Raw genomic sequence first — 24,981 nt, 5'->3', positions numbered from 1 at the left:
CGTCCCTGTTCCGGGGACTCTAGCGCGGGTTCCGGCGATTCGTCAGGGGGAGGTTGTCCACAGGCTCTCTCAGGGTGGGCCCGTGGCCAGTAATCTCAGCGCCCATGGAGCAGAGGCAACTCGGCCGTACCGGCCTGCGCGTGTCCCGGATCGGGCTCGGCACCCTCACATGGGGCCGGGACACCGATGAGCACGACGCTGCCGACCAGCTGAAGGCGTTCTGGGAGGCGGGCGGGACGCTGGTCGACACCGCTGATGTGTACGGCGGCGGGGATGCCGAGTATCTGCTGGGCCAGCTCGTCGAGCGGCTCGTCCCACGGCGCGATCTGGTCATCGCGACGAAGGCGGGCAGCGTGCCCGACCCGGACCGGCGCTTCGACGGCTCGCGCGGGCATCTCCTCGCCGCGCTGGACGCGTCGCTGGAGCGGCTCGGGACGGATTACGTCGACCTGTGGCAGGTGCACGCCTTCGATCCGGACACTCCGCTGGAGGAGACGCTCCAGGCGCTGGACATAGCGGTGAGCAGCGGGCGGGCGCGGTACGCGGGCGTGTCGAACTTCTGCGGCTGGCAGCTGGCGAAGGCCGCGACCTGGCAGCTCGCCTCGCCGGGCGTGCGGACGCGGCTGGCCAGTACGCAGATGGAGTACTCACTGCTGCAGCGGGGGGTCGAGCGGGAGGTGCTGCCCGCCGCCCTGGACCTGGGGGTCGGGCTGCTGCCGTCATCGCCGCTCGGCCGCGGGGTGCTGACCGGGAAGTACCGGCATGCGACTCCGGCGGACTCGCGGGGTGCGTCGGAGCAGCTGGCGCCGTTCGTGGAGCCGTACCTCGACGAGGCGGCGAGCAGCATCGTGGACGCGGTGACGACGGCGGCGGACGGACTGGCGGCTACTGCACTTCAGGTGGCGCTGGCGTGGGTGCGGGACCGGCCGGGGGTGGTTGCACCGATCGTCGGAGCGCGCAATGCGCAGCAGCTCACGGCCGCACTGTCAGTGGAGGCGCTTAGTCTTCCTGACGAGATCTGCCAGGCGCTCGACGATGTGTCGGCGCCCGTGCACCGATATCCCGACCAGGACTGGAGCACGCTGTGACTGCGCCTTCCGAGGGGACGCCGCCCCCAACAGCCGCTGAGGGGCAGGCCGAACCCCCGGCCGAGGACCGCGCCCCCGCGGACGAGGCCGCTGCCCCGGCACCGGAGGCCGCCGAGCCGGACGCGCCCGAGGCCACGGACCAGGACACCGCGGACGCAGACACCGGGGACCAGGACACCGCGGACGCAGACACCGGGGACCAGGACACCGCGGACGCAGACACCGCGGACTCTGCCGACGAGGCCGCTGCTGGTGCGGAGGGCACCGAGAAGGCGGGCGAGCTCTCCGAGGCCGAGGCCGAGCTTGCCGCGCAGCGAGAGCTTCGGGCCCGGATCGAGCAGCGCAAGGCCGAGAAGGCGGGGTCCATAGAGGCCGGCACCAAATTGAGCGGGACGGCCGCCGATCTGCTCGCTGCGGTACGGGCCGTGGAGAGCGGCGAGAAGTCCGGCACCGCGTTCTTCGACTCTCCGCCTCCCTCCACTGGGGGGACCCCCACCGCGCCCACCCCGAGGCGGCCCGCGCCCGCGGCGGCCGAGCCGGTGCGGCCGCGGCCTCCGGAGCCCGCGCGGGCACCCGCGGCGACCGCGCCGGAGACCGTCACAGCCGTACGGGCCGTGCTCACCGAGGGCGGTGCGCCCGAAGCGCTGGCGCCGCAGGTGGCGGACGCGCTCGGGGAGCGGGCCGCGGACTTCCTGCGCGAGGACCCGTGGCAGCTGCTGTCCGTGCCCGGCGTCCGGCCCGAACAGGCCGACGGCTTCGCCCGGGCGCTGCTCGGCGCGGAGTGCGGCCCGGGCGACGAGCGCCGGACGGCGGCCCTGGTCACCTGGCAGTTGGAGCGCGCTGCGCTCCAGGGCCACACCGCGCTGGAGTCGTCCGCGGTGCGCGGGGCGCTGGCCGAGCGGTCGGTGCCCGATCCGGACGAGGCACTGCAGCAGGCCATCGCAGACGGCGCGGTGCTGGTGTTCCAGGACGGTATAGAGGAAGAGACGGCGGACGGCGAGGAGCCCGGGCAGCCTGCCGTACCGGTGCTGCTGGGGCTCGACCGGTACGCCCTCGCGGAGGAGAGCCTCGCGGACGGCCTGGCGCGGCTGGCCAAGACCAGTGCCGACGCCAGGTGGGAGGCGGCAAAGCCCACCGAGCTGGTCCGCGCGGTCGCGGCGAGTGGCCTGGTGGCGCACACCGGCGGCGAGGCGGCGCGCGCCGAGCCGGTCGCGCTGGCCGAAGCCGCCGGTGCGCTCGGGCTGCGCGCGGTCGTCGCGGTCCACAGCGAGAACGGCCGTCGGCGGCTCGGCCCCGAAGCGGTCACCGTCAGCGGGCTGCTCTCCGGCGCGGAGGGACCGGGCAGAGACGGGGACGGGGCGTTCGCGCTCGACCTCCTGGTCGTGCTGGACGCGCCGCAGCTGGACGTGGAGAGCGCCGCGATGCTGGTCGAGTCGATGCCGGACGGCAGCCGGCTGGTGCTGAGCGGCGACCCCGGTGTCCTCGGCTCGGCGGGCGCGGGCCGGGTATTCGCGGATGTGCTGGCCGCCAGGGTCTGCCCGCAGATCGCGTCCCGTACGCCGGACCCCGGCCCGATCGGAGAGCTGGTCTCGGGCGTCGGCATCGGCGAACTGACCCAGGTGGAGGCGCCCGGCAAGGAGGTCGTCATCGTCCCGGTGCGGGACGCGGGCGAGGCGGTCCACCGTACGGTGCAGCTCGTCGCCGACTCCGTGCCGCGGGCCATCGGGGTGCCGCCCGAGCAGACCCAGGTGATCACGGTGGGGCACGGCGGATCCGCGGGCACCCGGGCCCTGAACGCGGCGCTCAAGCAGCGGCTCAACCCCGGCCCGGGCCGGTTCGGCGGCTTCGACCCGGGCGACCGGGTCGCGTACGCCCCGGCGCTCGGCCGGACGCTGCCCGGGACCGTCGTCTCGGCGGACGCGCAGGGCCTCCACATCGACTGTGAGGGCACGCCCGTCGTCGTACCGCAGGAGCGCGTCGAATCGGCGGTGCGCCACGGCTGGGCGCTCACTGCACACCAGGCCGCGGGAATGCGCTGGCCCGCGGCGGTCGTGGTGCTGCCGGGTGACGCGGCTCAGGGACTGAGCCGGCCGTGGGTCTACACCGCGTTCAGCCGCGGCGAGCGCCATCTGTCCGTGGTGCCCGGCGTCGACCATGCGCTGCCGCGAGCCGTGGCGGAGATCCCGTCCCAGGACCGCACGACGCGCCTGCGGACGCTGCTCGAGGGGCTGCTCGCCTCGACGCCGTGACCGAGGGCGCCGTCACCGAGGGCGCCGTGCCGACGACATGCGACGGGCCCCCGTCGCTCGGACGTGACAGGGGCCCGCGCTACGGAGCGAGCGCTGTCAGGACTCCCCTTCCTCGTCGAGGTCGTCCAGATCCTGGCTCAGCTCGTCCTCGTCGAAGACCGAGCTGACGTCGAAGCGGCACACGATCCGCTGCGGATCCGCCTGGTCGAACGGCGTGCTCAGCCACTCGCCCGGCTCCGGGATTTCGTCCGTTGCCGACACCCACAGCGTGGAGTCGCCCTCCTCCAGGCCGAACTCCTTGTGCCGGGAGGCGATTTCATCCGGTTCGTACTCCCCGAAGAGCACCCCGAGCGCGGCGTGCACACTCGTGCCGACCACCGGGGCATTCTCCGGGCGGTCGTCCTCAGGGTCCACGTCGGCGATGCGTTGTGCCTGTGCCAGCAGCCGCTGCGGCTCGACCACCGCGTAGTCCCGGCGGATCAGCACGCTGAGCGCGTTCGGCTCCTCGGGGCCCGTGTACGGCGGCAGCGAATCGTCCGCGCCCGGGATCTCGAAGGGAGTCACCTCGTCATAGCGGTCGTAAAGGCGCTCGTCGTACGCCTCCGCCGCCGAGGCAAGGCTGTTGAACGCGGCATAGACGGCCGGGTCGTCCTCGCCCGTGCGGTTCTCGACCGCCGCGAGGTGACGGTCCAGTGCGGCTTTGACCGCCTCGGCGGCGGCACGTACCTCGGCAGCGGTGGGCTGCGCAGCATCAGACATAGTGCAGACGCTATCCGTACAGGGGCTCTGCCCGCACAATAGATGCGATGCCGGAATACGAATTTGTCGACGTGTACGTACCGCGCGGGGTCTCCCGCAAGGAAGCGACCCGTCTGCTGACCGACCATGCCGAGTACGGACACTGGGAGTTGGACCGACTGAGTTTGCATCGGGACGGCAGCCGCAGGGTGCGGCTGCGCCGACGCATCATCCGTCAGGTGCGCGCCACCTGGTGAGCGAGTAAAGGGGACGGAGCGAGCCCCGCGACTGCGGGACCCGCTCCGTTTTATCCACTTTCGTACCGTTCAGCACCGCCCCGCGAGCCACACAGCCTCGTTCAGCGGTGACCGCGCGGTTACGCCCTGGCGCGGCCGCGGCGGTACAGCACCGCGCCCGCCAGCAGCAGACCCGCGCCCGCCGGGATCAGCGTGTCGAGCGGACCCGATCCGGTCTGCGCGAGCTCGTCGGTAGTCCCGGGCGAGGTGCCCGTCTGGGTACCGGGGCTGTTCGGAGCGACCGGCTGCGGGGCGTTGGGGGTAGTGGGCTCGGCCGGCTGAGCGGGGGTCTCGGGCTGACCCGGGGTGACCGGCGGCGTGACCGTACCGGGCGGGGTGACCGGGGTGCCGGGCGGCGTGACCGGAGGGCCGGGCGGCGTAACCGGGGTGCCGGGCGGCGTAACCGGAGGGCCAGGCGGCGTAACCGGAGGGCCGGGCGGCGTCTCGGTCCCGGGCGTCGTGCCGTTACCGCAGTCGTTGCCCGAGACCGCGTTGCCGAGGCCGCCAATGGTGACGGCGTTCCCGCAGGCGTCCACAGGGACATGGACCGGCGCCTGGATGAGGTTGCCGGAGGCGATGCCGGGAGAGGCGCTGGTGTCCCCGCCGGCCTGGGCTCCGGTGCCGGGCGAGCCGCCGTCCGACATGTTGCCGCATTCGTTGCCGCTGACGGGGTTGAGCAGCCCGACCACATCCACGGTGTTCCCGCAGGCGTTCACGGGGACATGGACCGGCGCCTGGATGGTGTTGCCGGAGGCGATGCCGGGAGAGTCACTGGTCTCCCCGCCGGCCTGGGCTCCGCCGCCCGGCGAGCCATTGTCGGATCCGGACGTGTTGGCGCATCCGTTGCCGCCGGCGGGGTTGAGCAGCCCGACCACATTCACGGTGTTCCCGCACGCATTGACGGGGATATGCACGGGGAGCTGGACCGAATTCCCGGACGCGACGCCCGGTGAATTCGACGCGTTTCCGGTCGCACCGGCATCCGCGTACGCATAGCTGCCGCCGAGGGCGAGTACGCCGCCCGCGGCCGCCATGGTGATCAGGCCCTTGCGAGTGACCTGTCGCATAGGTTGGTTCCTTGCCTTCACGCTTCAGGAAAACCTCCGGACTCGTGCCCGGAGGCGGAATACCCGGCGGTCCCGGAGTGCATGGCGCGCACTCCGGGACCGCCCGGGTTCAAACCCGAACCCTTACGGGCCGAGTCACAACATCACGAGTTCTCGCAGGTGTTGCCGAAGGTGGGGTTCAGCAGCCCGATCACGGAGACCGTGTTGCCACACGCGTTCACCGGCAGGTGCATGGGCGCCTGGATGACGTTGCCGGAGAGCACGCCGGGGGAGTTCACAGCGGCACCCTGGGCACCGGCGTCGGCCATGGCAACGCCCGCACCCGCGAGCACCAGACCGCCAGTGGCAGCCGCAGCAGCGACGACCTTCTTGATCATTGTTCCTCCTTGTTGGCAATGCGATCCCAGCCGCGGACCGCATCACCTGTAACGAGGAGGAGTGAGGGGGGCTACGAGGCGATCACCCCTTTCACCCTTTTCAGTCAAGTACGCACACACTGACGATTATTGGAGTTTCGTCTCAGCACACTTCACCCGGTGCGACTCAGCACCGGTCCAGGAATCGGTCAAGCACCCGTACACCGAACTTCAGCCCGTCGACCGGCACTCGCTCATCCACCCCATGGAACATTCCCGCGAAGTCCAGCTCCGGCGGCAGCTTGAGCGGCGCGAAGCCGAAGCAGCGGATGCCCAGGTCGTCGAAGGACTTGGCGTCGGTGCCGCCGGAGAGCATGTACGGCACGGCCCGGGCGATCGGGTCCTCCGCCTTGAGCGCGATCTGCATCGCGTCGACGAGGTCACCGTCGAAGCTGGTCTCCAGGGCCTTGTCGCCGTGCACGTCCTCCCGCTTGACGCGCGGGCCGAGCAACCGGTCGAGGTCGGCCAGGAACTCGTCCTCGTACCCCGGCAGGAAGCGCCCGTCGACGTGCGCGGTCGCCTGCCCGGGGATGACGTTCACCTTGTAGCCGGCGCCGAGCATGGTGGGGGCCGCGGAGTTGCGCAGGGTCGCGCCGATCATCTTCGCGATGCCGCCGAGCTTGGCGAGCGTGGCGTCCATGTCCTCCGGGTCGAGCGGCGTGCCGAGTGCGTCGGAGAGCTCGTCCAGGAAGGACCGCACGGTCTTGGTCATCCTGACCGGCCACTTGTGGCGGCCGAGACGGCCGACGGCCTCGCAGAGCTCGGTGATGGCGTTGTCGTTGTTGGTCATCGAGCCGTGCCCGGCGGTGCCGTCGACGGTGAGGCGCATCCAGTGCATGCCCTTCTGCGCCGTCTCGACGAGATAGAGCCGCAGGTTCTCGTTGACGGTGAAGGAGAAGCCGCCGACCTCGCCGATGGCCTCGGTGACGCCCTCGAAAAAATCCGGATGCTTGTCGACCAGATGCCGCGCGCCGTACGTGCCGCCGGCCTCCTCGTCGGCGAGGAAGGCCAGCACGATGTCCCGAGGGGGCTTTCGGCCGGTGCGCAGCCTGTCGCGTACGACCGCGAGGGTCATCGCGTCCATGTCCTTCATGTCGACGGCGCCCCGGCCCCAGACGCAGCCGTCCGCGATCTCGCCGGAGAAGGGGTGATGCGTCCAGTCGTCGGCGTTCGCCGGTACGACGTCGGTGTGCCCGTGGATGAGCAGCGCGGGCCTGGACGGGTCTTCTCCCTCGATCCGGGCGACGGTGGATGCGCGTCCCTTGTGGGATTCGAAGATCTTCGGTTCGAGCCCGACCTCGGCGAGCTTCTCCGCGACGTACTCCGCGGCGGCCCGCTCACCCGGACCCGAGTGGTCGCCGTAGTTGCTCGTGTCGATCCGGATCAGCTCACGACAGAGGTCGACGACCTCGTCCTCGCCCGTCGCGGGCTTGGACTTGTCTGCCCTGTTCGACTCGCTCACGCTGTTCCTCCCGCTGTCGCTGCTGGTGGTTCCTGCTCATCCTCCCGCGAGCGGCCCCGGACCCCAAGGGCGACTGTCCGCCGTCATACGGCCGTCACACGGACCGGGCCGTGATCGGGCACAGCCGAATGTTTGCTATGGTTTTCCACGTCGGAACGGCCTAAGGCTGTGAGACATACACCTGGTCCGGGTGGCGGAATGGCAGACGCGCTAGCTTGAGGTGCTAGTGCCCTTTATCGGGCGTGGGGGTTCAAGTCCCCCCTCGGACACCAGCAAGATCCCCACGGATTCCCGTGGGGATTTTTTTGTCGCCCTGGGTGCCATGCGTCTCCAGTACGCGCGTGGCCGGCGCGCGGCGATGCTGGTCACCGACGTCACCCCGGCCGCCGTTCCGCAGACATCCGATGCAGTGGGCATACAGTCACGTCGGTGAGACGCAGACGCAAGGCCCCGCCCGCGCCGCTCCCCCAGCGCGACGGCATCGACCCGGTGCGGCTGCGGCTGCCCGCCGATCCGGAGGGCGTGTGGAAGACGGTGTACGACCATCTCGCCGCGCGGTACGCCGACGCCATCGGGGCGGAGCAGGTCGACGCCATGTTCCGGGAGGGGCGCATCGTCTCCACGGACGGTCCGGTCGCCGCCGGCGAGCCGTACACCGCGGGGCGGTATCTCTGGTTCCACCGGGACTTCGCGCCCGAGGAGCGCGTCCCCTTCGAGGTCGGGATCGTCCACCGGGACGAGCGTCTGGTGATCGCGGACAAGCCCCACTTCCTCGCCACCACCCCGCGCGGCCGGCACATCACCGAGACGGCGCTGGCCCGGTTGCGCCGCGATCTGGAGCTGCCCGAGTTGCAGCCCGCGCACCGGCTGGACCGGCTGACCGCGGGGCTCGCGCTCTTTGTCGTACGGCCCGCGGACCGGGGCCCGTACCAGATGCTGTTCCGGGACCGGCTGGTGCGCAAGGAGTACGAGGCGGTGGCGGCGTACGACCCTGCGCTCGCCCTGCCCGTGACCGTACGCAGCAGGATCGTGAAGGAGCGCGGGGTGATGGCCGCCCGAGAGGAGCCGGGCGAGCCGAACAGCGAGAGCCGGATCGAACTCCTCGAGCACCGGGCCGGGTTCGGCCGGTACCGGCTGCTGCCGGCCACCGGCCGAACCCATCAGCTGCGGGTCCACATGAACAGCCTGGGGCTGCCGCTCCTGAACGACCCGGTCTATCCGGTCGTCCGGGAGCCCGGGCCCGACGACTACTCCCGTCCTCTTCAACTCCTTGCGAAGGTACTGGAGTTCACCGATCCGGTGACGGGAGAGCCGTACCGCTTCGAGAGCCGGCTGCGGCTGGCTCAGTGGCCCGGCCGCCCGGCGGAGCCGCCAGTTTGATGCGGCCCACTGCTGCCACTCAGGCGTCCTGGCGCTCCGCCGCGAGGGCGTTCACCCGGCCGCGTACGACGAACCAGCCGCCGACCAGCGCCGCCGCGATCAGCGGCAGGCACATCACGGTCGTACGGCCCACGCCGCCGCCCCACCACATCAGGAAGGCCACGGAGGCGAGGAAGAACAGCGTGACGATCTGGGTGTATGGGGCCCAGGGCAGTCGGTACGAGGGGCGGGTGACCCGGCCGTCCTGCGAGCGGTGCCAGAACAGCAGCGAACAGAGCATGATCATGCCCCAGGTGCCGAGGATGCCGATCGAGGCGAAGTTCAGCACGATCTCGAAGGCCTGGCCGGGCATGAGGTAGTTGAGCCCGACGCCCAGCACTCCGAAGCCGGCGGTCAGCAGGATGCCGCCGTAGGGCACCTGGCCCTTGTTCATCCGGCCGGTGAACTTGGGCGCGGAGCCCGACAGTGCCATGGAGCGCAGGATGCGGCCGGTGGAGTACAGCCCGGAGTTCAGGCTGGACAGGGCCGCGGTCAGCACCACGAGGTTCATCACGCCGGCCGCGCCCGGGACGCCGAGCTTGTCCATGACGGTGACGAAGGGGCTCTGGTCCCCGGAGTACGCCGTGTACGGGAGGATCAGCGCGAGCAGCACCACGGAGCCGACGTAGAACAGACCGACGCGCCACATGATCGAGTTGATCGCCTTGGGCATGATCTTCTCGGGGTTCTGGGTCTCGCCCGCCGTGACGCCGCACAGCTCGACGGAGGCGTACGCGAAGACGACACCCTGGATCACCAGCAGCATCGGCAGCATGCCCATCGGGAAGATGCCGCCGTTGTCAGTGATGGTGGCGAAGCCGGGGGTGTGGCCGTCGACCGGGTGCTGGGTGACCACCAGGTAGATGCCGACGAGCATGAAGGCGACCAGCGCGGCGACCTTGATGATCGCGAACCAGAACTCCATCTCGCCGAAGTACTTCACCGAGATGAGGTTGGCGGTCAGGACGACCGCGAGCGCGATCAGCGCGAGGAGCCACTGCGGGATGTCGCTGAACATCGCCCAGAAGTGGGCGTACGTGGCGGCCGCTGTGATGTCGGCGATCGCGGTGGTCGACCAGTTGAGGAAGTAGAGCCAGCCGGCCGCGAAGGCGCCCTTCTCCCCCATGAACTCACGCGCGTACGAGACGAAGGCGCCCGAGGACGGCCGGTAGAGGACCAGCTCGCCGAGCGCACGTACGACGAAGAATGCGAAGACGCCGCAGACGGCATAGGCGATGGCGAGGGAGGGGCCCGCGCCCGCCATCCGGCCACCGGCGCCGAGGAACAGGCCGGTGCCTATCGCCCCGCCGATCGCGATCATGTTGATGTGGCGGGACTTGAGGTCCTTGCTGTAACCGGCGTCGCCGGCGTCCACGTGGGGGGAGTTCGTCGCCGGTGTCCCGGCGGCGAGCGTGTCGGCCGCAGTCGTGGTGCGGTCAGTCATGGAGCTGTTCGCCTTCGTGAGGGGACGGTGGTCGGTCCCGGCCATAAGCCGGAGGGGGGTCGTCACCGTGGCATGGCCCGACGGCACATATTCAGGGCAACCCTGCGATTTTGGCAGTGGCCAACGTCACGCAGGGATAGATCTGAGGTGTTTCAGAGGTTACGGCACAGTAAACCAAGGTCACGCCGGGACTCTTGAATACGTCATACCTAATGGGCTTCAGTAGCGCGACGGCCGGAAGTCGACACCGATGTCGACGAAGACAGCGAGGTACGTAATGAACACCCCCCACGTCGTCGTGGTGATGGGCGTGGCAGGCACCGGCAAGACCACGATCGGTCCCCTGCTCGCCGCCGCACTGGGCGTCCCGTACGCCGAGGGCGACGATTTCCATCCCCCGGCGAACATCGCCAAGATGTCCGCCGGCATCCCGCTCGACGACGCGGACCGGTGGCCATGGCTCGACGCCATAGGGCAGTGGGCGCACGGCCGGGCGGGCCTCGGCGGAGTGGTCTCCTGCTCCGCGCTCAAGCGGAGCTACCGCGACCGGCTGCGGGCCGCCGCACCGGAGGCCGTCTTCCTCCACCTCACCGGCGACCGCGCGCTCATCGAGCAGCGGATGTCGGAGCGCAAGGGCCACTTCATGCCCCCCGCGCTGCTGGACTCGCAGTTCGCCACGCTGCAGCCGCTGGGCGACGACGAGGCGGGCGTCGCCGTCGAAGTGTCCGGCACCCCGGAAGAAATCACCGAACGGGCCGCCGCCGCGCTGCGCCGGCTCGACAGCGCTCGATAGCCAAGGAAGCCACCGTGACCAGTCTCAGCGTCGAGACGCCGGCAGCGGACGCCACCGAAACGATCACTTCGGCTCGCGGTGGCCATCCGGCTCGCGACCGGCTCGGCGGCCGTGGCGACGATCTCCGCAGCCGGACTTGTCGCGCCGCTCGCGGCCGACATGTCGACCTCGCACGCGGCCCTGCTGGTGCTGGCGATCGGCGCGGGCTCGCTCTTCTTCAGCCATGTCAACGACGCCGGGTTCTGGCTGGTGAAGAAGTACTTCGGGATGACGGTCGGCCAGACGATCAAGACCTGGTCGATGATGGAGACCATCATCTCGGTCGTCGGCATCGGCTTCGTCCTGCTGCTGTCGCTCGTCCTGTAGCTACCGGGCTACGAAGCCACTTGGCTACGTAGCTACTCGCCGGACTACTCGTCCTTCAACCACAGCGGGTGCTCCCGCTCCGCCCACGGGCGCTCGACCGACCCGGTACGCATACCCCTCCGTGCCTCCGGGTCGGCGAGCGCCATTCCAATGTGTCCGAAGAGCACGATGCCGACGGCGAGCGACAGCCAGTCGTGCACAAAGGTCGCGCTCGTACGCCACACCAACGGCGCGAGCGAGGTGAACCACATCAGCAGCCCGGTCGCGAGCATCACCAGAACCGCTCCCGCGATCCACGCCGAGTAGACCTTCTGCCCGGCGTTGAACTTGCCCGCGGGACGGGACTCGGGCCGGTGGTCGCGCCGCCTGACCGCGCGCAGCCAGGTCCGGTCGTGCCGCCCGAAGCGGTTCAGCCTGCGCAGATCGGCCCGGAAGGCGCGCGAGCCGAGCCCGAGCAGGAACGGCACGGGGAGCAGGAGCCCCGACCACTCGTGGACGGTGACCACCAGATAGCGGCGGCCGACGAGTTCGGCGATCTGCGGTACGTACAGGGCCGCGGCGGTCGCCACACACAGCAGCATCAGCGCAGCGGTCGTGCGGTGCACCCAACGCTGTGCGCGGCTGAACCGCCGTACGCGCGCGGGCCGTTCAGACGGTGGGGGTGTCGCTGCGGCCGTTGGACCGGCCGACCCAGGCGTCGACGTCATATCCCCGCTCCTCCCAGTAGCCGGGCTGGACGTCGGAGGTGACGGTGATCCCGGAGAGCCATTTCGCCGACTTGTAGAAGTACATCGGCGCGACATACAGCCGGACCGGGCCGCCGTGCGAGTGGCTGACCGGCTTGTCCTGCATCTGCAGACAGACCAGCACATCGTCGCGGCGCGCCTGCGGGAGCGTGAGGCTTTCGCTGTAGGCGCCGTCGAAGCAGGTGAAGCGGATCGCCTTGCCCTGCGGGCGTACGCCGGCGGCGTCCAGCAGCAGCGACAGCCTGACGCCCGAGAAGGGGGTGTCGGGGACGCGCCAGCCGGTGACGCACTGGACATCGCGTACGACGCGGGTCTGCGGCAGCTTGCGCAGCGCGTCGAGGGTGTACGTCGCGGGGCGGTCGACCAGTCCGTCGACGGTCAGCCGGTAGCTCTGCTCGTCCTTGTGAGGCACGGAGGAGGCGACCGAGTAGTAGCGGAAGCCGCCGCCGTTGGGCAGCAGCCCGGTCAGCCCGGTCGGGTCCTTGTCAGAGGCCGCGCCGAGGAGGGATTCGAGCCCGCGCTGCAGATACGGAGCCCCCGCGACGCCGGCCGCGCCGAGCCCGAGCATGCCGAGCACCAAGCGGCGACCGACGGGGGCGCCCTCGGCGTCGGGGTGGTGTGTGGTCACCCCTCGATTCGAACACTCGGGGCTGCCCGACGCCAGGGAAAACGGGTGCGCGTCAGACTTCCGTCACACTTCGTACGCTGGCTCCATGGAGAACCGTGAACCGCTGAAGCCGTATCTGCTCGCCTTCCCCGGGCCGCTGCGCGACCAGTTGGTGGCCGCCGTGCTGTCCGGCCAGAAGGTCTCGACGACGGGGCTCCTCGCGGAGTACGAGGCCGAGCAGGAGGAGCTGCCGCCGGTCGGCGAGCGGTCGGCGCTGATCGACTCCGACGGGCGGGAGGTCGCGGTGATCGAGCTGACGGAGGTACGGGTGCTGCGGCTCGGGGAGGTCGATCTGCAGCACGCGCTGGACGAGGGCGAGGGGTATGCGTCGGTGGCGGAGTGGCGCGCGGGGCATGAGGCGTTCTGGCAGGGGGATGAGATGCGGGAGGCGCTGGGGGAACCGGGGTTCGTGGTGGACGACGAGACGCGGGTGGTGGCGGAGAGGTTCCGGGTGGTGGAGCGGTTCTAGGGTGCCCGGTGGTTTTCCCCTACCCGCCCCTTCCCGAACTGGGGGACCCCCAGACCCCGCACGCCCGTCCGGACGAAACTTGAAGCCCGCCCGGGCAAATCCAGCCCCGTGGGGGTCCCCCCGGACGAAGTCTGGGGGAGTTTGAGGCGCGGGTCCGGGGCGGAGCCCCAGTTACGGGAAGGGGCGGGGTGGGGAAAGGCCGCCGCAGGTGCTGCGCCCGGGCTAGGCGACCGCCTTCGCCGCCGCTCGGCCCGCCGCGCGCCCCGAGAACATGCAGCCCCCCAGGAACGTCCCCTCCAACGAGCGGTACCCATGCACACCCCCGCCGCCGAACCCCGCCGCCTCGCCCGCCGCGTACAGCCCCGGCAGCGGCTCGCCGTCCTCGGACAGCACCCGCGACGAGAGGTCCGTCTCCAGACCGCCGAGTGACTTGCGGGTGAGGATGTTCAGCCGTACGGCGATCAGCGGTCCGGCCTTGGGGTCGAGGATGCGGTGCGGCGTGGCCGTGCGGATGAGCTTGTCGCCCAGATACTTGCGGGCCCCGCGGATGGCCGTGACCTGGAGGTCCTTGGTGAACGGGTTCTTGATCTCCCGGTCCCGCGCGGTGATCTCGCGCCGCAGCTCCGCCTCGTCGATCAGCGGCTCCTCGGTGAGCGCGTTCATGCCCCGTACAAGAGCGGCGAGGTCTTTCTCGACGACGAAGTCCACGCCGTTGTCCATGAACGCCTTCACCGGTCCCGGCACTTCCGCCCTGGCGCGCCCGATCACATCGCGGATCGACTTGCCCGTCAGGTCGGGGTTCTGCTCGGAGCCCGACAGCGCGAACTCCTTGCCGATGATCTTCTGGTCGAGCACGAACCAGGTGTAGCCGTAGCCGGACTTCATGATGTGCTCGAGTGTGCCGAGGGTGTCGAAGCCGGGGAAGAGCGGGACGGGCAGCCGCTTGCCGCGCGCGTCCAGCCAGAGCGACGACGGGCCGGGCAGGATCCGGATGCCGTGCCGAGCCCAGATCGGGTTCCAGTTCTCGATGCCTTCGGTGTAGTGCCACATCCGGTCGCGGTTGATGTGGCTCGCGCCGGCCCGCTCCGCGATGCCGAGCATCAGCCCGTCGACGTGTGCGGGGACCCCGGAGAGCATCTTGTCGGGCGGGGTGCCGAGCCGGTCGGGCCACTGGGCGCGTACGAGATCGTGGTTGCCGCCGATGCCGCCCGAGGTGACGATCAACGCCTGGGCCCGGAACTCGAAGGCTCCGGCGACCTCGCGGCTGCTCGCTGTGCCTCGCTCGGCGTCGGACGGCTCAAGGACCTCGCCGCTCACTGTGTCCAGCGCACCGGCGTTGCTGCTAAGGCCGGTGACGCGGTGGCGGAACTTCAGCTGGACGAGGCCGCTCGCCACCCCTTCCCGGACGCGCCGTTCGAACGGGGCGACGACGCCGGGGCCCGTCCCCCAGGTGATGTGGAAACGCGGTACGGAGTTGCCGTGGCCGGTGGCGTCGTAGCCGCCGCGCTCGGCCCAGCCGACGACCGGGAAGAACCGCATCCCCTGCGCGTGCAGCCAGGACCGCTTCTCGCCGGACGCGAAGTCGACGTACGCCTCGGCCCATTGGCGCGGCCACCGGTCCTCGTCGCGGTCGAAGCCCGCCGTGCCGAGCCAGTCCTGGAACGCGAGGGCCCGGCTGTCCTTTATCCGCATCCGGCGCTGCTCGGGCGAGTCGACGAAGAACAGTCCGCCGAAGGACCAGTGCGCCTGACCGCCGATCGACTGCTCCGGCTCCTGGTCGAGCAGGATGACCTTGCGCCCGGCGTCGACGAGCTCCGCAGTGGCCACCAGGCCCGCGAGACCTGCCCCGATCACGATCACATCAGCGTCGTACGCCATGGGTTCCATCCTTGTCGGGGGGCCGGAGTGCGATGGGACCGATCTTCTGTACGGGGCAGTAACTCGTCAACCGTTCGTCGGTGATTGGATTGGAGCATGACTCCCGCTGACGAAATCCTGGACATCGTCGACGAGCAGGACGAGGTGATCGGCCAGGCCCCCCGCGGCGAGGCGTACGCGCGCGGAATGCGCCACCGCTGCGCGTTCATCCTGGTCAGGGACGCGCAGGGCCGGATCTTCGTCCATCGTCGTACGCCGACGAAGCTGGTCTTCCCTTCGCTGTACGACATGTTCGTGGGCGGCGTCGTCGGCGCGGGCGAGAGCTACGACGCGGCGGCGCTGCGCGAGGCCGAGGAGGAGCTGGGGGTCTCCGGACTCCCCCAGCCCGCACCGCTGTTCAAGTTCCTCTACGAGAGCGGCGATCAGACCTGGTGGTCGGCTGTGTACGAGGTGCGCTGCGAGCTTCCGGTGAACCCGCAGGCCGAGGAGGTCGCCTGGTACGACTTCCTGCCGCCGGAGGAACTGGAGCGGCAGCTCACCGAGTGGGAGTGGACGCCGGACGGACTCGCTGCGTACGAACGGCTGCGAGCGCACGGCGCGGGTTGAGTCGGGCACCGCGGGGCCGCTGACAAATCCGCAGGTAGGGTGCGACGCGTGAGCGACTTCGGACAGAGCCTGCGGCTGTGGTTCGCGCCCCGGCGGGTGCGTGAGGAGGGCGAGACCCCCGACTACCGGTTCTCGCTCGCCAATGAGCGGACCTTCCTCGCCTGGCTGCGTACGGCGCTCGCGCTCATCGGCGGCGGGTTCGCCGTCGATCAGTTCCTGCCGGACCTGCCCTGGGGAGTGCGGGCAGGCATGGCGCTCGGGCTGCTCGGCGCCGGAGTGCTGTGCGCGCTGCGGGCCGTCAATCACTGGGTGCGCTGCGAGCGCGCCATGCGGCGGGGTGAGGATCTGCCCGTGTCCCGGTTCCCGGTCCTGCTGAGTGTCGTGGTGGCCGTCGTGGCGGTGGCGATGGTTGTGGTCGTGCTGTTCGGCTGGGAGGGCGGCCGTTGACGGCCGTACCGGAGCGGGATCCTGGGCTGCAGCCCGAGCGGACCCGACTGGCGTGGCGCAGGACCACGCTGACATTCACCGTGGCCGCCGTGCTCGCGGCCCGGCAGGTGGCGGGCGGCGATCTGAGCGCGGCCGGGTTCGTCGCGGTGGCGCTCAGCGCTCTGGTCTGGCTGGGCTTTCTGCGGGTGGCCCACCGACGGGTGCACGCGCTGGGCGCCCGGCCCAGGCCGCAGGCCCTGTCGGCGCGGACGGCGCTGACGGCCGTGGCCTGTACGGTCGCGCTGGCCGGGTTCGCCGTCGCGATGGTGGTGTGACGACAGGCAGAGCGTCGAAGACTAGCCTGGACAGCGACAAATGCTGTGAATCGCATCAAAGGTGAGCATCATGGCGGTTCCCCACCAAGAACACCCCACGCACGAGCACAATCACGGACCGACCTGCGGGCATCCCGAGATCGCGCACGGCGATCACGTCGACTACGCGCACGACGGCCACCTCCACAAGGCGCACTCCGGCCACTGGGACGAGTGCGAGCCCGGCGAGCACGTCTCGCACAGCGGGCACGCCCACGAGCACGGACCCCACTGCGGCCACCCCGCCATGGAACACGGCGACCATGTCGACTACGCCCACGACGGACACCGGCACGCAAAGCACGACGGGCACTGGGACGACCACTGAGCCGAGAGGCCGACTCGTCCGACTTCCCCCGGACCTGCCCGACTGACAGTCTCCTCCTGACCGGTTCGGCCTTGACTCGGGGGAGCGCAGTTGTCCGCGACAGATCCGTACACCGTCCAGCTCACACCAGAAGTGCACGCCTACCTCCAGCCGGACGGCGGCTGGTGTCTCAACAACGCGGGATTCGTCAGCGACGGGGAATCGACCCTCCTCGTGGACACCGCCGCCACCGAGCGGCGCGCGCGGGCGCTGCGTGAAGCGATCCTCGGGGCGGGCCTGCCGCTGCCGCGCACCGTCGTCAATACGCACCACCACGGCGACCACACCTACGGCAACGGCGTATTCCCCGAAGCCGTTGTGATCGGGCACGACTCCTGCCGCAGCGAAGTGCTCGCGGCCGGGCACCAGCTCCATCTCCTGTGGCCGCAGACCGACTTCGGCAACATCACGATCACCGCCCCCACCATGACGTACAACGACCGGCTCACCGTCCATGTCTCGGACGTCGAGGTGCGCCTCATCCACCCCGGCGGCGTGGCGCACACCCCCGGTGACACGATCGTGCATCTGCCGGGACAGCGGGTGGTCTTCACCGGGGACCTGATCTTCCAGGGCGGCACGCCGTTCATCCCGATGGGCTCGCTGAGCGGGTCGCTGCGGGCGCTGGACGTGCTGCGCTCGCTGGACGCGACGACGGTGGTGCCCGGCCACGGCCCGATCACCGACCCGTCCGCGTACGACGCCACGGAGCGATATCTGCGGTACGTCGCCGAGCTGGCCCAGCAGGGGCACGCCGAGGGACTCACTCCTCTGGAGACGGCGCGCGAGGCGGACCTCGGGGTCTTCGCCGAACTGCGGGAGAGCGAACGACTGGTGGCGAACCTGCACCGGGCGTACGCGGAGCTGGACGGAAGGCCGGAGGGCTCGCCGCTGGACGCCGCCGCAGTGTTCGGCGACATGGCCGAGATGAACGGCGGAGTTCCCGTGGCCTGCCACGCCTGAGTCCTGCCCCGGCGGGGGTCCTGTACCTCCGGGGTCCTCCCGCCGGGGCCCTGCCCCGCCGGGGCCCTGCCCCGCCGGCGTCCTGCCTGCCACGCCTGAGTCCTGCCCCGCCGGGCTCCTGCCGCCACGCCCGAGTGGCGTCCCGCCTGTGATCCTCGCCTGGGTTCCGGCCGCGCACTGGACTACATACCGACTGGTCGGTCATCATGAGCGAGACCGGTTCCACCCGCCCCCCGGAGGTGCCCCCAATGAGCTCAGTCCCGCCGCCAGGCCTCGATCCCGAGCAGCTGCGCGGTTATCTCGACCGCGAGCGGCCGGGCCTGGTGAGCGGACCGCTCAGCGTCCGGCTGATCCAGGGCGGCCGCTCCAATCTCACGTACTCCGTCACCGACGGCACCGGCCGCTGGGTGGTCCGCCGGCCCCCGCTCGGGCACGTACTGGCCACCGCGCACGACATGAAGCGCGAGCACCGGGTGATCAGCGCGCTGCACCCGACCGCCGTGCCGGTGCCCGAGCCGGTGGTGCTGTGCGAGGACGTGTCGGTGATCGGATCGCCGTTCTACGTCATGGAGTTCGTGGACGGCACTCCGTACCGCACCGCCGAGGAGCTGGCCCAGCTCGGCCCCGAGCGCACCAGGGACGCGCTCCTCGGCCTGGTCGACACCCTCGTAGAACTGCATGCCGTGGACCCGGAGTCGGTCGGCCTGGGCGACTTCGGCCGGCCCGAGGGCTTCCTCGACCGGCAGCTGCGTCGCTGGGGCAAGCAGCTGGACGCCTCCCGCAACCGCGAACTGGCCGGTATCGACGAGCTGCACGCCGCGCTCGGCCGCGAACTGCCCGCGTCCCCCGCGCCCACGGTCATCCACGGCGACTACCGACTGGACAACGTCCTGGTCGGCCCGGACGACCGCATCAAGGCGATCCTCGACTGGGAGATGTCGACGCTCGGCGATCCGCTGACCGACCTCGGGCTGCTGGCCATGTACAGCGTCAAGCTGGAGCTGCCCGACTCCCCCGTCAGCACCACCGCGGGCGCGGCCGGCCACCCGGAGCCGGCCGAGCTGATCGAGCGATACGCCGCCCGGTCCGGCCGCGACACCTCCGCCATCGCCTGGTACACGGCCTTCGCCTGGTTCAAGCTCGCCGTGATCCTCGAGGGCATCCACTACCGCTACACCCTCGGCCAGACCGTCGGCTCCGGCTTCGACCGGATCGGCGATCTCGTGCCCCTCTTCATCGAGCACGGCATCACCACCCTCCAGGAAGGCTGAGTGCACCCATGGACTTCGCATTCGATGCGCGCACCGAGGAGCTGCGGGCCAAGCTGCTCGCCTTCATGGACGAGCACATCTACCCCGCCGAGGCGATCGAGCACGGGCAGCGCGCGAAGCTGGCCTCACCGTGGGACACCCCGGCGATCTTCGATGAGCTCAAGGCCGAGGCACGCAAGCAGGGCCTGTGGAACCTCTTCCTGCCGGACAGGGAGTACGGGGCGGGGCTGACCAATCTCCAGTACGCGCCGCTGGCCGAAATCACCGGCCACAGCCCGCACTTGGCACCCACGGCACTGAACTGCGCCGCCCCCGACACCGGGAACATGGAGGTGCTCACGCAGTTCGCCACCGACGAGCAGAAGAAGCAGTGGCTGGAGCCGCTGCTCGCCGGCGAGATCCGGTCCGCCTTCGCGATGACCGAACCGGAGGTCGCCTCGTCGGACGCGACGAACATCCAGACGCGGATCGAGCGGGACGGCGACGACTACGTCATCAACGGCCGCAAGTGGTACATCTCCGGGGCGATGAACCCCGACTGCAAGATCTTCATCGTGATGGGCAAGACCGACCCGGATGGCGCGGACATCCGCCGCCAGCAGTCGATGATCCTTGTGCCCCGTGACGCCCCGGGCCTGGAGGTCCGTCGCGCCATGCAGGTGTACGGCTACGAGGACCACTCGCACGGCGGCCACGCGGAAGTCGTCTTCGACAATGTCCGGGTGCCTGCGTCGAACCTCATCGGCGAGGAGGGCGGCGGCTTCGCCATCGCCCAGGCGCGCCTCGGGCCGGGCCGCATCCACCACTGCATGCGGCTGATCGGTATGGCCGAGCGGGCCATTGAGCTGATGTGCAAGCGGGCCGTGTCCCGTGAGGCATTCGGCAAGCCGATCGCCCAGCAGGGTGTTGTACAGAACTGGATCGCGGACGCCCGGGTCACGGTGGAGCAGCTGCGGCTGCTTGTGCTGAAGACGGCCTGGCTGATGGACACGGTCGGCAACCGCGGTGCGCACACCGAGATCCAGGCGATCAAGATCGCCACTCCGCGTGCGGTCGTGGAAATCCTCGACAAGGCGGTGCAGGTGCACGGCGCGGGCGGTGTCAGCCAGGACTTCCCGCTGGCGGAACTGTGGTCGGCGGCGCGGACGCTGAAGCTGGCGGACGGTCCGGACGAGGTGCACCAGCGGTCGCTGGCGCGGCGCGAGTTGCGCAAGTACCTCTAGCTCGGCCGGGGGCTTTTCCCCACCCCGCCCCTTCCCGAACCCGGGCTCCGCCCCAGACCCGTACGCCCTTCTGGGGATCCCCCCACGCCCTCCGGGCGTAGGGGGAGATTGAGGCGCGGGGGTCCGGGGCGGAGCCCCGGCTACGGCCGCAGCGCCCGCAGCAGCATGTCCGCCAAGTGGTCCGCCACCTGTTGCGGGGTCAGCGGGCCGTCCGGCCGGTACCAGGTCGACAGGTGGTGGACCGACCCGAAGTGGTAGTCCACCACCAGGTCCGCGGGAGTGGCCGAGGAGAAGACCCCGCTCTGCTGGCCCTCTTCGACCAGCGCGCGGAACCGCTCGTGGTAGCGGCGGCGCTCGGCGCGCACTTGCTTGTGCTTCTCCGGGCTCAGATGGTGCATGGAGCGGAAGAAGATCGCGGCGTCGTCGAGGTTGTCGATGGTCGTGACGACCACATCGGCTGCCGCGCCGCGCAGCCGCCGCTCGACCGGCTCGTCGGCGTCCGCGAACGCGTCGAGCCGCTCCTGCTGGAGCCGCAGCATCCGCGCGTAGACCTCCTGGAGCAGGTCTTCCTTGGAGCCGAAGTAGTGGTACAGCGCGCCCTTGGTGACGCCGGCCGCCTCGACGATCTCCTGGACCGAGGTGCGGTCATATCCTCGCTCGGCGAAGAGCCGGGTGGCGGCGGCCAGCAGCCTCTGCGGGACGGGGGTGCCGTCCCCGTCCGTCGTCCTGGCCATTGCCGCCACCCGCCTCTCGTCAGTTCCTTGGTTCACCCGGGGAAACGCAGTTCCCGCCTGAGGATCTTCCCACTTGTGGTCTTCGGCAGCTCCGGCAGGATCTCGACTTCGCGCGGGTATTTGTACGCCGCCAGTCGCTCCGCACAGTACGCCGAGATCTCAGCCGGTTCGGCGGCGGCCCCCGGGCGCAGACTCACATACGCCTTGACCGTCTCGCCGCGGTACTCGTCGGGTATGCCGACCACGGCCGCCTCGCGGACTGCCGGGTGGGTGTACAGGACGTCCTCGACCTCGCGCGGCCAGACCTTGAAGCCGGACGCGTTGATCATGTCCTTCTTGCGGTCGACGACATAGAGCCAGCCGTCCGCGTCCATGAAGCCGATGTCGCCCGTGCGCAGCTCGCCGTCCGGGAACGCCTCGGCGGTGGCGTCGGGCAGCCGCCAGTAGCCGGGCACCACCTGGGGACCGCTGACGGTGATCTCGCCGGGCTCGCCGAAGGGCACGTCCTGGCCCTTCTCGTCGACGATCCGCACCAGCGTGTCCGGTCCCGGCAGGCCGACGGAGAGGGTGCCGGAGGCCGGGTCGACGGGGGCCTCCTTCTCCGGTGGCACGGCGGCGCAGGGCGCGGTGCACTCGGTGAGGCCGTAGCCGTTGCGGAGGTAGGGGCCGAAGCCCGCACGGAACTTCTCGACCAGTGCGGGCGGCACCGGGGCCCCTCCGGAGGAGATCACCTGGAACGAGTCGAAGTGCTCGCGGGTGGCCGAGGGGTGCGCCGCGAGCGCCATGAAGGCGGTGGAGGGGCCGACGGTGTAAGCGGGCCGGTGCTCGGCGAAGGCGTCGAGGACGACGCCCGCGTCGAAGCGGTAGGCGAGGGCGAGGGTGCCGGCGTTGGCGATGCAGGCGGCGAGCTCGCAGACCATGCCGGTGATGTGGAAGAGGGGCGCGAGCGCGAAGTAGCAGGCACCCTCGGGGACGGGATGGCCGGTGCGCTGACGCTCGGCGTTGTGGACGATGCCTCGGTGCAGGTTCATGGCGCCCTTGGGGGTGCCACTGGTGCCGGAGGTGTAGCTGATCAACGCCACGTCGGCGGAGGTGAGTTCACGATCCTGAGGCGCGGCGAGACCCTGCCGGGCCACCGTCACCAGGTCGTCGGCGTCGTCCGGCGGCGCGAGCCGCTCGAAGCCGAGGACGCGGGCGTCGTCGCGGCTCTGCAGGTCCAGTTCGCAGGCGGTGAGGGCGATGCGTACGGACGCCTCGGCGGCGCTGTCCCGCAGATACCCCTGCCAGGCGCGGTCCGTGCAGATCAGCGCGGTGACCTCGGCGTCGCTCAGTACGTGCGCGACCTCGGCCGACTTGTACATCGGGTTGAGCGGTACGACGGTGGCTCCGGCCTTCCAGGCACCGAGCAGCGCGATCACGAAGTGCGGCGTGTTCTGGAGCATGATCGCCACGCGGTCGCCGCGCTGGATGCCTCGCTCGGCGAGATGGCCCGCGACGGAGTCGGAGAGCTCGTCGGTCTCGCGGTAGCTCAGCCGCCCGTCGAAGTAGGCGAGGGCGGTGTGCTCGGGGGCCCGGTCGACGGCGGCACGGAAGGAGTGCACGACGGTCGCCGGCGGGGTGATGTCGGCGCGCTGGGCGTCAGTGAGCTGGGAGAGCCACGGCTTGGCGGCGTAGATCGAGGTCACCGGACCGTCCCTTCCCACTTCTGCTGGATGTGGCTCATACCGGCCAGCCAGCGGTCGGGAGTGGCGGCGCGGGCCTGGTAGTACCCGGCGACCTCGGGGTGCGGCAGGATCAGGAAGCGGTCGGCCTCGATGCCCTCGAAGAGCGCGTCGGCGACGTCCTCGGGCTCGATCGCGGTCGGCCCGAGGACCAGTTCGCCCGCCGATCCGGCCGCGGTGAGCATGTCCGTACGCACGCCCTGCGGGCAGATGGCGTGCACCTTGAGGCCGCGGTGGCCGTAGGTGAGGGAGAGCCACTCGGCGAAGGCGTACGCGCCGTGCTTGGAGACGCTGTACGGGGCCGCGCCCACCATGGTGAGCAGCCCGGCGGCGGAGACGGTGGAGATGAAACGGCCGCTGCCGCGCTCCAGCCAGTCGGGCAGCAGGGTGCGGGCGGCGCGGACGTGCGCCATGACATTGACGTCCCAGGCTGCGGCCCAGACTTCCTCGTCGGCGAAGGCGTCACCGGGCGAGGCGAGACCCGCATTGGCGCAGTAGACGTCGACGGTGCCGTCCAGTGCGTCACGGGCCGCCGCCACGATCTCGGAGGCGTCGCCGGGCACCGCGGTCGCGCCGATCTCGTCGGCGACCGCCTTGGTCCTCGTGGGATCGATATCGTTGACCACGACGCGGGCGCCCTCCGCCGCGAACCGGCGGGCCAGTGCGGCGCCAATGCCGCCGCCCGCGCCCGTGACCACCACTCCAGCGCCCTGCATCGAACTCATCAAGCTCCGCCTCTCTGCGTGCCGACCACCCGTGCAGACTAACCAGTCGGTATGTAGTGGGGGAAGGGGCAGGCAGGGGCGGGTACCGTCGATGCCGGGCCGGGGTGCCGGACGCGGACCGTGGGCTCCGGGGTCGTTCCCCGCGCCCGCCGTGCGCGCTAGCGTGCGTGGCCATGACAGACAGCGATCGCGGAGGTAACCCGATGAGCCTGTCCAGACGGGGTTTGCTGGCCGCCGGCGGCGCGGTGACTGCCGCCGGAGCGGTCGCCGCCTCCGGCGCGGTGGGAGCCGCGACCGCATCGCCCGCCTCCGCCCACGCGGGCCGCGGCCGGGTCCGCACCGGCTTCGACCGGCTGGCCGCCGACGGCTACCGCCTACTGTCCGGCGAGCGGGTCGGAGTGGTCACCAACCCGACCGGGATCACCCGGGACGCGCGGCACATCGTGGACGTGATGCACCCGGACGACCGGGTGAACCTGGTCGCCGTCTTCGGCCCGGAGCACGGTTTCCGCGGCACGGCCCAGGCGGGCGGCTCCGAGGGCCGCTACGACGACCCGGCCACCGGGCTGCCCGTGTACGACACGTATCTCAAGAGCGGGCAGCCGCTCGCCGACATCTTCACCGCTTCGGGCGTGCAGACGATCGTCTTCGACATCCAGGACGCCGGCGCGCGCTTCTACACGTACATCTGGACGCTCTACGACTGCATGCAGGCGGCCGAGCTGGCGGGCAAGCGCTTCGTGGTGCTGGACCGGCCGAACCCGGTGACCGGGCGGGCCGCGCTCGGTCCCGTACTGGACAAGGCCTTCGCGACCTTCGTGGGCCGCGAGCCGATCGCGCAGGCGCACGGCATGACGGTCACCGAGCTGGCACTGCTGTTCAACGGCGAATTCCTGACGCGGCCCGTGGAGCTGGAGACGGTGCGGATGTCGGGCTGGCGTCGGTCGGACTTCTTCGACGCGACGGGCCTGCCGTGGGTGCCGCCGAGCCCCAACATGCCGACGCCGGACACCGCGCTGGTGTACTCGGGCACCTGCCTCTTCGAGGGCACGAACCTCTCGGAGGGGCGCGGCACGACGCGTCCGTTCGAACTGCTGGGCGCGGAGGGCATCGACCGCCGCTGGGCGCAGGCTGCGAACGCCCTGGAGCTGCCGGGCGTCCACTTCCGCGAGGCGTACTTCGCGCCGACGTTCTCCAAGTTCCAGGGCAAGACCGTCGGCGGGGTTCAACTGCACGTCCACGACCGGGAGTCGTACGACCCGGTGCGCACGGGCGTCGCCCTCCTGGTGACGGCGAAGCGGACATGGAGCGGCTTCGCCTGGCGGCCGGACAACTGGGTCGACAAGCTGACGGGCTCGGCGAAGGTCCGCACGATGATCGACGCGGGGGCGGGGACGGACGAGGTGGTGGGCGCGTGGCGGGACGAGCTGGCCGCGTTCCGGGCCGTACGGAAAAGGTATCTGTGGTACTGAA

The 24,981-nt window shown here is 70.6% G+C and carries 25 protein-coding genes, 1 tRNA gene and 1 pseudogene; 16 read left to right on the top strand and 11 right to left on the bottom strand.

Annotated features, from left to right (window positions below; genetic code table 11):
• Positions 1-104: 104 nt before the first annotated feature.
• Together ACH492_RS23330 and ACH492_RS23325 are read left to right on the top strand one after the other, a co-directional pair.
• Positions 105-1,088 (top strand): aldo/keto reductase, encoded by a 984-nt coding sequence (locus tag ACH492_RS23330; RefSeq protein ID WP_307664464.1) that lies wholly within the window; start codon positions 105-107, stop codon positions 1,086-1,088.
• Positions 1,085-3,337, top strand: a complete 2,253-nt coding sequence (locus ACH492_RS23325; protein WP_398989479.1) for a helix-hairpin-helix domain-containing protein — start codon at positions 1,085-1,087, stop codon at positions 3,335-3,337. Before ACH492_RS23330 ends, ACH492_RS23325 begins: the two co-directional genes overlap by 4 nt.
• A gap of 96 nt (positions 3,338-3,433) precedes the next feature.
• Here the strand turns inward: ACH492_RS23325 and ACH492_RS23320 are convergent, their stop codons facing one another.
• A complete protein-coding gene (locus ACH492_RS23320; protein ID WP_398989477.1) occupies positions 3,434-4,096 on the bottom strand; it encodes a hypothetical protein in 663 nt (220 codons plus the stop codon).
• A gap of 47 nt (positions 4,097-4,143) precedes the next feature.
• Here ACH492_RS23320 and ACH492_RS23315 point away from each other — a divergent pair, with 47 nt between their 5' ends.
• Positions 4,144-4,332 (top strand): DUF5703 family protein, encoded by a 189-nt coding sequence (locus tag ACH492_RS23315; RefSeq protein WP_005319466.1) that lies wholly within the window; start codon positions 4,144-4,146, stop codon positions 4,330-4,332.
• Between the two features lie 119 nt (positions 4,333-4,451).
• Here ACH492_RS23315 and ACH492_RS23310 read toward each other — a convergent pair whose 3' ends face one another.
• The 3 genes from ACH492_RS23310 to ACH492_RS23300 all read right to left on the bottom strand — a co-directional run bounded on the left by ACH492_RS23310 (position 4,452) and on the right by ACH492_RS23300 (position 7,316).
• Positions 4,452-5,438 (bottom strand): chaplin, encoded by a 987-nt coding sequence (locus ACH492_RS23310; RefSeq protein WP_398989475.1) that lies wholly within the window; start codon positions 5,436-5,438, stop codon positions 4,452-4,454.
• A 143-nt stretch (positions 5,439-5,581) separates the two neighbouring features.
• A complete protein-coding gene (locus ACH492_RS23305) occupies positions 5,582-5,815 on the bottom strand; it encodes a chaplin (RefSeq protein ID WP_398989473.1) in 234 nt (77 codons plus the stop codon).
• Positions 5,816-5,981: 166 nt separating this feature from the next.
• Complete coding sequence (locus tag ACH492_RS23300; RefSeq protein ID WP_398989471.1) at positions 5,982-7,316, bottom strand: M20/M25/M40 family metallo-hydrolase; 1,335 nt, start codon at positions 7,314-7,316, stop codon at positions 5,982-5,984.
• A gap of 184 nt (positions 7,317-7,500) precedes the next feature.
• Here ACH492_RS23300 and ACH492_RS23295 point away from each other — a divergent pair.
• Positions 7,501-7,588: transfer RNA gene (locus ACH492_RS23295), tRNA-Leu, on the top strand.
• Positions 7,589-7,745: 157 nt separating this feature from the next.
• The gene (locus tag ACH492_RS23290; RefSeq protein WP_398989469.1) at positions 7,746-8,696 is read left to right on the top strand and encodes a pseudouridine synthase; all 951 of its coding nucleotides are present in this window, start codon (positions 7,746-7,748) and stop codon (positions 8,694-8,696) included.
• A 19-nt stretch (positions 8,697-8,715) separates the two neighbouring features.
• Here the strand turns inward: ACH492_RS23290 and ACH492_RS23285 are convergent, their stop codons facing one another.
• The gene (locus tag ACH492_RS23285; RefSeq protein ID WP_398989467.1) at positions 8,716-10,179 is read right to left on the bottom strand and encodes an amino acid permease; all 1,464 of its coding nucleotides are present in this window, start codon (positions 10,177-10,179) and stop codon (positions 8,716-8,718) included.
• 277 nt (positions 10,180-10,456) lie between these two features.
• On the opposite strand from ACH492_RS23285, the gene ACH492_RS23280 reads away from it, so the two are divergent.
• Entirely contained in the window at positions 10,457-10,972 is a 516-nt protein-coding gene (locus ACH492_RS23280; protein ID WP_398989465.1) for a gluconokinase, read from the top strand.
• A 72-nt stretch (positions 10,973-11,044) separates the two neighbouring features.
• Positions 11,045-11,338: pseudogene (locus tag ACH492_RS23275) on the top strand (gluconate transporter); the annotation flags it as partial.
• A gap of 44 nt (positions 11,339-11,382) precedes the next feature.
• On the opposite strand, the gene ACH492_RS23270 reads toward ACH492_RS23275, so the two are convergent.
• Together ACH492_RS23270 and ACH492_RS23265 are read right to left on the bottom strand one after the other, a co-directional pair.
• Entirely contained in the window at positions 11,383-12,045 is a 663-nt protein-coding gene (locus ACH492_RS23270; protein ID WP_398989463.1) for a cytochrome b/b6 domain-containing protein, read from the bottom strand.
• Positions 11,987-12,652, bottom strand: coding sequence for a molybdopterin-dependent oxidoreductase (locus ACH492_RS23265; RefSeq protein WP_307666043.1), 666 nt, complete (start codon positions 12,650-12,652; stop codon positions 11,987-11,989). Before ACH492_RS23265 ends, ACH492_RS23270 begins: the two co-directional genes overlap by 59 nt.
• Before the next feature lie 145 nt (positions 12,653-12,797).
• On the opposite strand from ACH492_RS23265, the gene ACH492_RS23260 reads away from it, so the two are divergent.
• A complete protein-coding gene (locus ACH492_RS23260) occupies positions 12,798-13,220 on the top strand; it encodes an ASCH domain-containing protein (RefSeq protein WP_398989461.1) in 423 nt (140 codons plus the stop codon).
• A 222-nt stretch (positions 13,221-13,442) separates the two neighbouring features.
• Here ACH492_RS23260 and ACH492_RS23255 read toward each other — a convergent pair whose 3' ends face one another.
• Positions 13,443-15,098 carry an FAD-binding dehydrogenase gene (locus ACH492_RS23255; RefSeq protein WP_398989459.1) on the bottom strand — a complete coding sequence of 552 codons (1,656 nt, stop codon included), beginning with the start codon at positions 15,096-15,098 and terminating at the stop codon, positions 13,443-13,445.
• A gap of 96 nt (positions 15,099-15,194) precedes the next feature.
• Here ACH492_RS23255 and ACH492_RS23250 point away from each other — a divergent pair, with 96 nt between their 5' ends.
• From ACH492_RS23250 to ACH492_RS23220, 7 genes are all read left to right on the top strand, one after another.
• The gene (locus tag ACH492_RS23250; RefSeq protein WP_398989457.1) at positions 15,195-15,704 is read left to right on the top strand and encodes an NUDIX hydrolase; all 510 of its coding nucleotides are present in this window, start codon (positions 15,195-15,197) and stop codon (positions 15,702-15,704) included.
• A 48-nt stretch (positions 15,705-15,752) separates the two neighbouring features.
• Positions 15,753-16,151 (top strand): YidH family protein, encoded by a 399-nt coding sequence (locus tag ACH492_RS23245; protein WP_307664447.1) that lies wholly within the window; start codon positions 15,753-15,755, stop codon positions 16,149-16,151.
• Complete coding sequence (locus ACH492_RS23240) at positions 16,148-16,465, top strand: DUF202 domain-containing protein (protein ID WP_398989455.1); 318 nt, start codon at positions 16,148-16,150, stop codon at positions 16,463-16,465. The genes ACH492_RS23245 and ACH492_RS23240 overlap by 4 nt, the downstream gene beginning before the upstream one ends.
• A gap of 70 nt (positions 16,466-16,535) precedes the next feature.
• Positions 16,536-16,832: a hypothetical protein gene (locus tag ACH492_RS23235; protein ID WP_398989453.1), complete on the top strand. Its 297-nt coding sequence runs from the start codon at positions 16,536-16,538 to the stop codon at positions 16,830-16,832.
• A 90-nt stretch (positions 16,833-16,922) separates the two neighbouring features.
• Positions 16,923-17,834 carry an MBL fold metallo-hydrolase gene (locus tag ACH492_RS23230; protein ID WP_398989451.1) on the top strand — a complete coding sequence of 304 codons (912 nt, stop codon included), beginning with the start codon at positions 16,923-16,925 and terminating at the stop codon, positions 17,832-17,834.
• 248 nt (positions 17,835-18,082) lie between these two features.
• Complete coding sequence (locus tag ACH492_RS23225) at positions 18,083-19,105, top strand: phosphotransferase family protein (RefSeq protein WP_398989449.1); 1,023 nt, start codon at positions 18,083-18,085, stop codon at positions 19,103-19,105.
• Between the two features lie 8 nt (positions 19,106-19,113).
• Positions 19,114-20,328, top strand: coding sequence for an acyl-CoA dehydrogenase family protein (locus ACH492_RS23220; protein ID WP_398989447.1), 1,215 nt, complete (start codon positions 19,114-19,116; stop codon positions 20,326-20,328).
• Between the two features lie 140 nt (positions 20,329-20,468).
• On the opposite strand, the gene ACH492_RS23215 is transcribed toward ACH492_RS23220, so the two are convergent.
• Genes ACH492_RS23215 through ACH492_RS23205 form a run of 3 tightly spaced genes read right to left on the bottom strand, consistent with a single transcriptional unit; the run spans position 20,469 to position 23,508 of the window.
• Positions 20,469-21,062 (bottom strand): TetR/AcrR family transcriptional regulator, encoded by a 594-nt coding sequence (locus ACH492_RS23215; RefSeq protein ID WP_307664441.1) that lies wholly within the window; start codon positions 21,060-21,062, stop codon positions 20,469-20,471.
• Between the two features lie 32 nt (positions 21,063-21,094).
• Positions 21,095-22,765, bottom strand: coding sequence for a class I adenylate-forming enzyme family protein (locus ACH492_RS23210; RefSeq protein ID WP_398989445.1), 1,671 nt, complete (start codon positions 22,763-22,765; stop codon positions 21,095-21,097).
• Positions 22,744-23,508, bottom strand: a complete 765-nt coding sequence (locus ACH492_RS23205; RefSeq protein ID WP_398989443.1) for an SDR family oxidoreductase — start codon at positions 23,506-23,508, stop codon at positions 22,744-22,746. Before ACH492_RS23205 ends, ACH492_RS23210 begins: the two co-directional genes overlap by 22 nt.
• Before the next feature lie 203 nt (positions 23,509-23,711).
• Here ACH492_RS23205 and ACH492_RS23200 point away from each other — a divergent pair, with 203 nt between their 5' ends.
• Positions 23,712-24,980: an exo-beta-N-acetylmuramidase NamZ domain-containing protein gene (locus tag ACH492_RS23200; protein WP_398989441.1), complete on the top strand. Its 1,269-nt coding sequence runs from the start codon at positions 23,712-23,714 to the stop codon at positions 24,978-24,980.
• Position 24,981 lies beyond the last annotated feature (1 nt).

Origin of the sequence: Streptomyces sp. NPDC019443, from assembly GCF_044389785.1 — a bacterium.
Taxonomy (GTDB): domain Bacteria; phylum Actinomycetota; class Actinomycetes; order Streptomycetales; family Streptomycetaceae; genus Streptomyces.
Note: the sequence above shows the minus strand (reverse complement) of the source record. Positions and strands in the feature narration are given on the sequence as shown.

What these genes read in the sequence shown, in the direction of transcription:
- ACH492_RS23215 (WP_307664441.1), bottom strand. Translation starts at nt 21,062, where the DNA reads ATGGCCAGGACGACGGACGGGGACGGCACCCCCGTCCCGCAGAGGCTG.
- ACH492_RS23305 (WP_398989473.1), bottom strand. Translation starts at nt 5,815, where the DNA reads ATGATCAAGAAGGTCGTCGCTGCTGCGGCTGCCACTGGCGGTCTGGTG.
- ACH492_RS23315 (WP_005319466.1), top strand. Translation starts at nt 4,144, where the DNA reads ATGCCGGAATACGAATTTGTCGACGTGTACGTACCGCGCGGGGTCTCC.
- ACH492_RS23310 (WP_398989475.1), bottom strand. Translation starts at nt 5,438, where the DNA reads ATGCGACAGGTCACTCGCAAGGGCCTGATCACCATGGCGGCCGCGGGC.
- ACH492_RS23200 (WP_398989441.1), top strand. Translation starts at nt 23,712, where the DNA reads ATGAGCCTGTCCAGACGGGGTTTGCTGGCCGCCGGCGGCGCGGTGACT.
- ACH492_RS23205 (WP_398989443.1), bottom strand. Translation starts at nt 23,508, where the DNA reads ATGAGTTCGATGCAGGGCGCTGGAGTGGTGGTCACGGGCGCGGGCGGC.
- ACH492_RS23225 (WP_398989449.1), top strand. Translation starts at nt 18,083, where the DNA reads ATGAGCTCAGTCCCGCCGCCAGGCCTCGATCCCGAGCAGCTGCGCGGT.
- ACH492_RS23320 (WP_398989477.1), bottom strand. Translation starts at nt 4,096, where the DNA reads ATGTCTGATGCTGCGCAGCCCACCGCTGCCGAGGTACGTGCCGCCGCC.
- ACH492_RS23330 (WP_307664464.1), top strand. Translation starts at nt 105, where the DNA reads ATGGAGCAGAGGCAACTCGGCCGTACCGGCCTGCGCGTGTCCCGGATC.
- ACH492_RS23220 (WP_398989447.1), top strand. Translation starts at nt 19,114, where the DNA reads ATGGACTTCGCATTCGATGCGCGCACCGAGGAGCTGCGGGCCAAGCTG.
- ACH492_RS23260 (WP_398989461.1), top strand. Translation starts at nt 12,798, where the DNA reads ATGGAGAACCGTGAACCGCTGAAGCCGTATCTGCTCGCCTTCCCCGGG.
- ACH492_RS23235 (WP_398989453.1), top strand. Translation starts at nt 16,536, where the DNA reads ATGGCGGTTCCCCACCAAGAACACCCCACGCACGAGCACAATCACGGA.
- ACH492_RS23255 (WP_398989459.1), bottom strand. Translation starts at nt 15,098, where the DNA reads ATGGCGTACGACGCTGATGTGATCGTGATCGGGGCAGGTCTCGCGGGC.
- ACH492_RS23265 (WP_307666043.1), bottom strand. Translation starts at nt 12,652, where the DNA reads ATGCTCGGGCTCGGCGCGGCCGGCGTCGCGGGGGCTCCGTATCTGCAG.
- ACH492_RS23250 (WP_398989457.1), top strand. Translation starts at nt 15,195, where the DNA reads ATGACTCCCGCTGACGAAATCCTGGACATCGTCGACGAGCAGGACGAG.
- ACH492_RS23285 (WP_398989467.1), bottom strand. Translation starts at nt 10,179, where the DNA reads ATGACTGACCGCACCACGACTGCGGCCGACACGCTCGCCGCCGGGACA.
- ACH492_RS23270 (WP_398989463.1), bottom strand. Translation starts at nt 12,045, where the DNA reads ATGACGTCGACGCCTGGGTCGGCCGGTCCAACGGCCGCAGCGACACCC.
- ACH492_RS23280 (WP_398989465.1), top strand. Translation starts at nt 10,457, where the DNA reads ATGAACACCCCCCACGTCGTCGTGGTGATGGGCGTGGCAGGCACCGGC.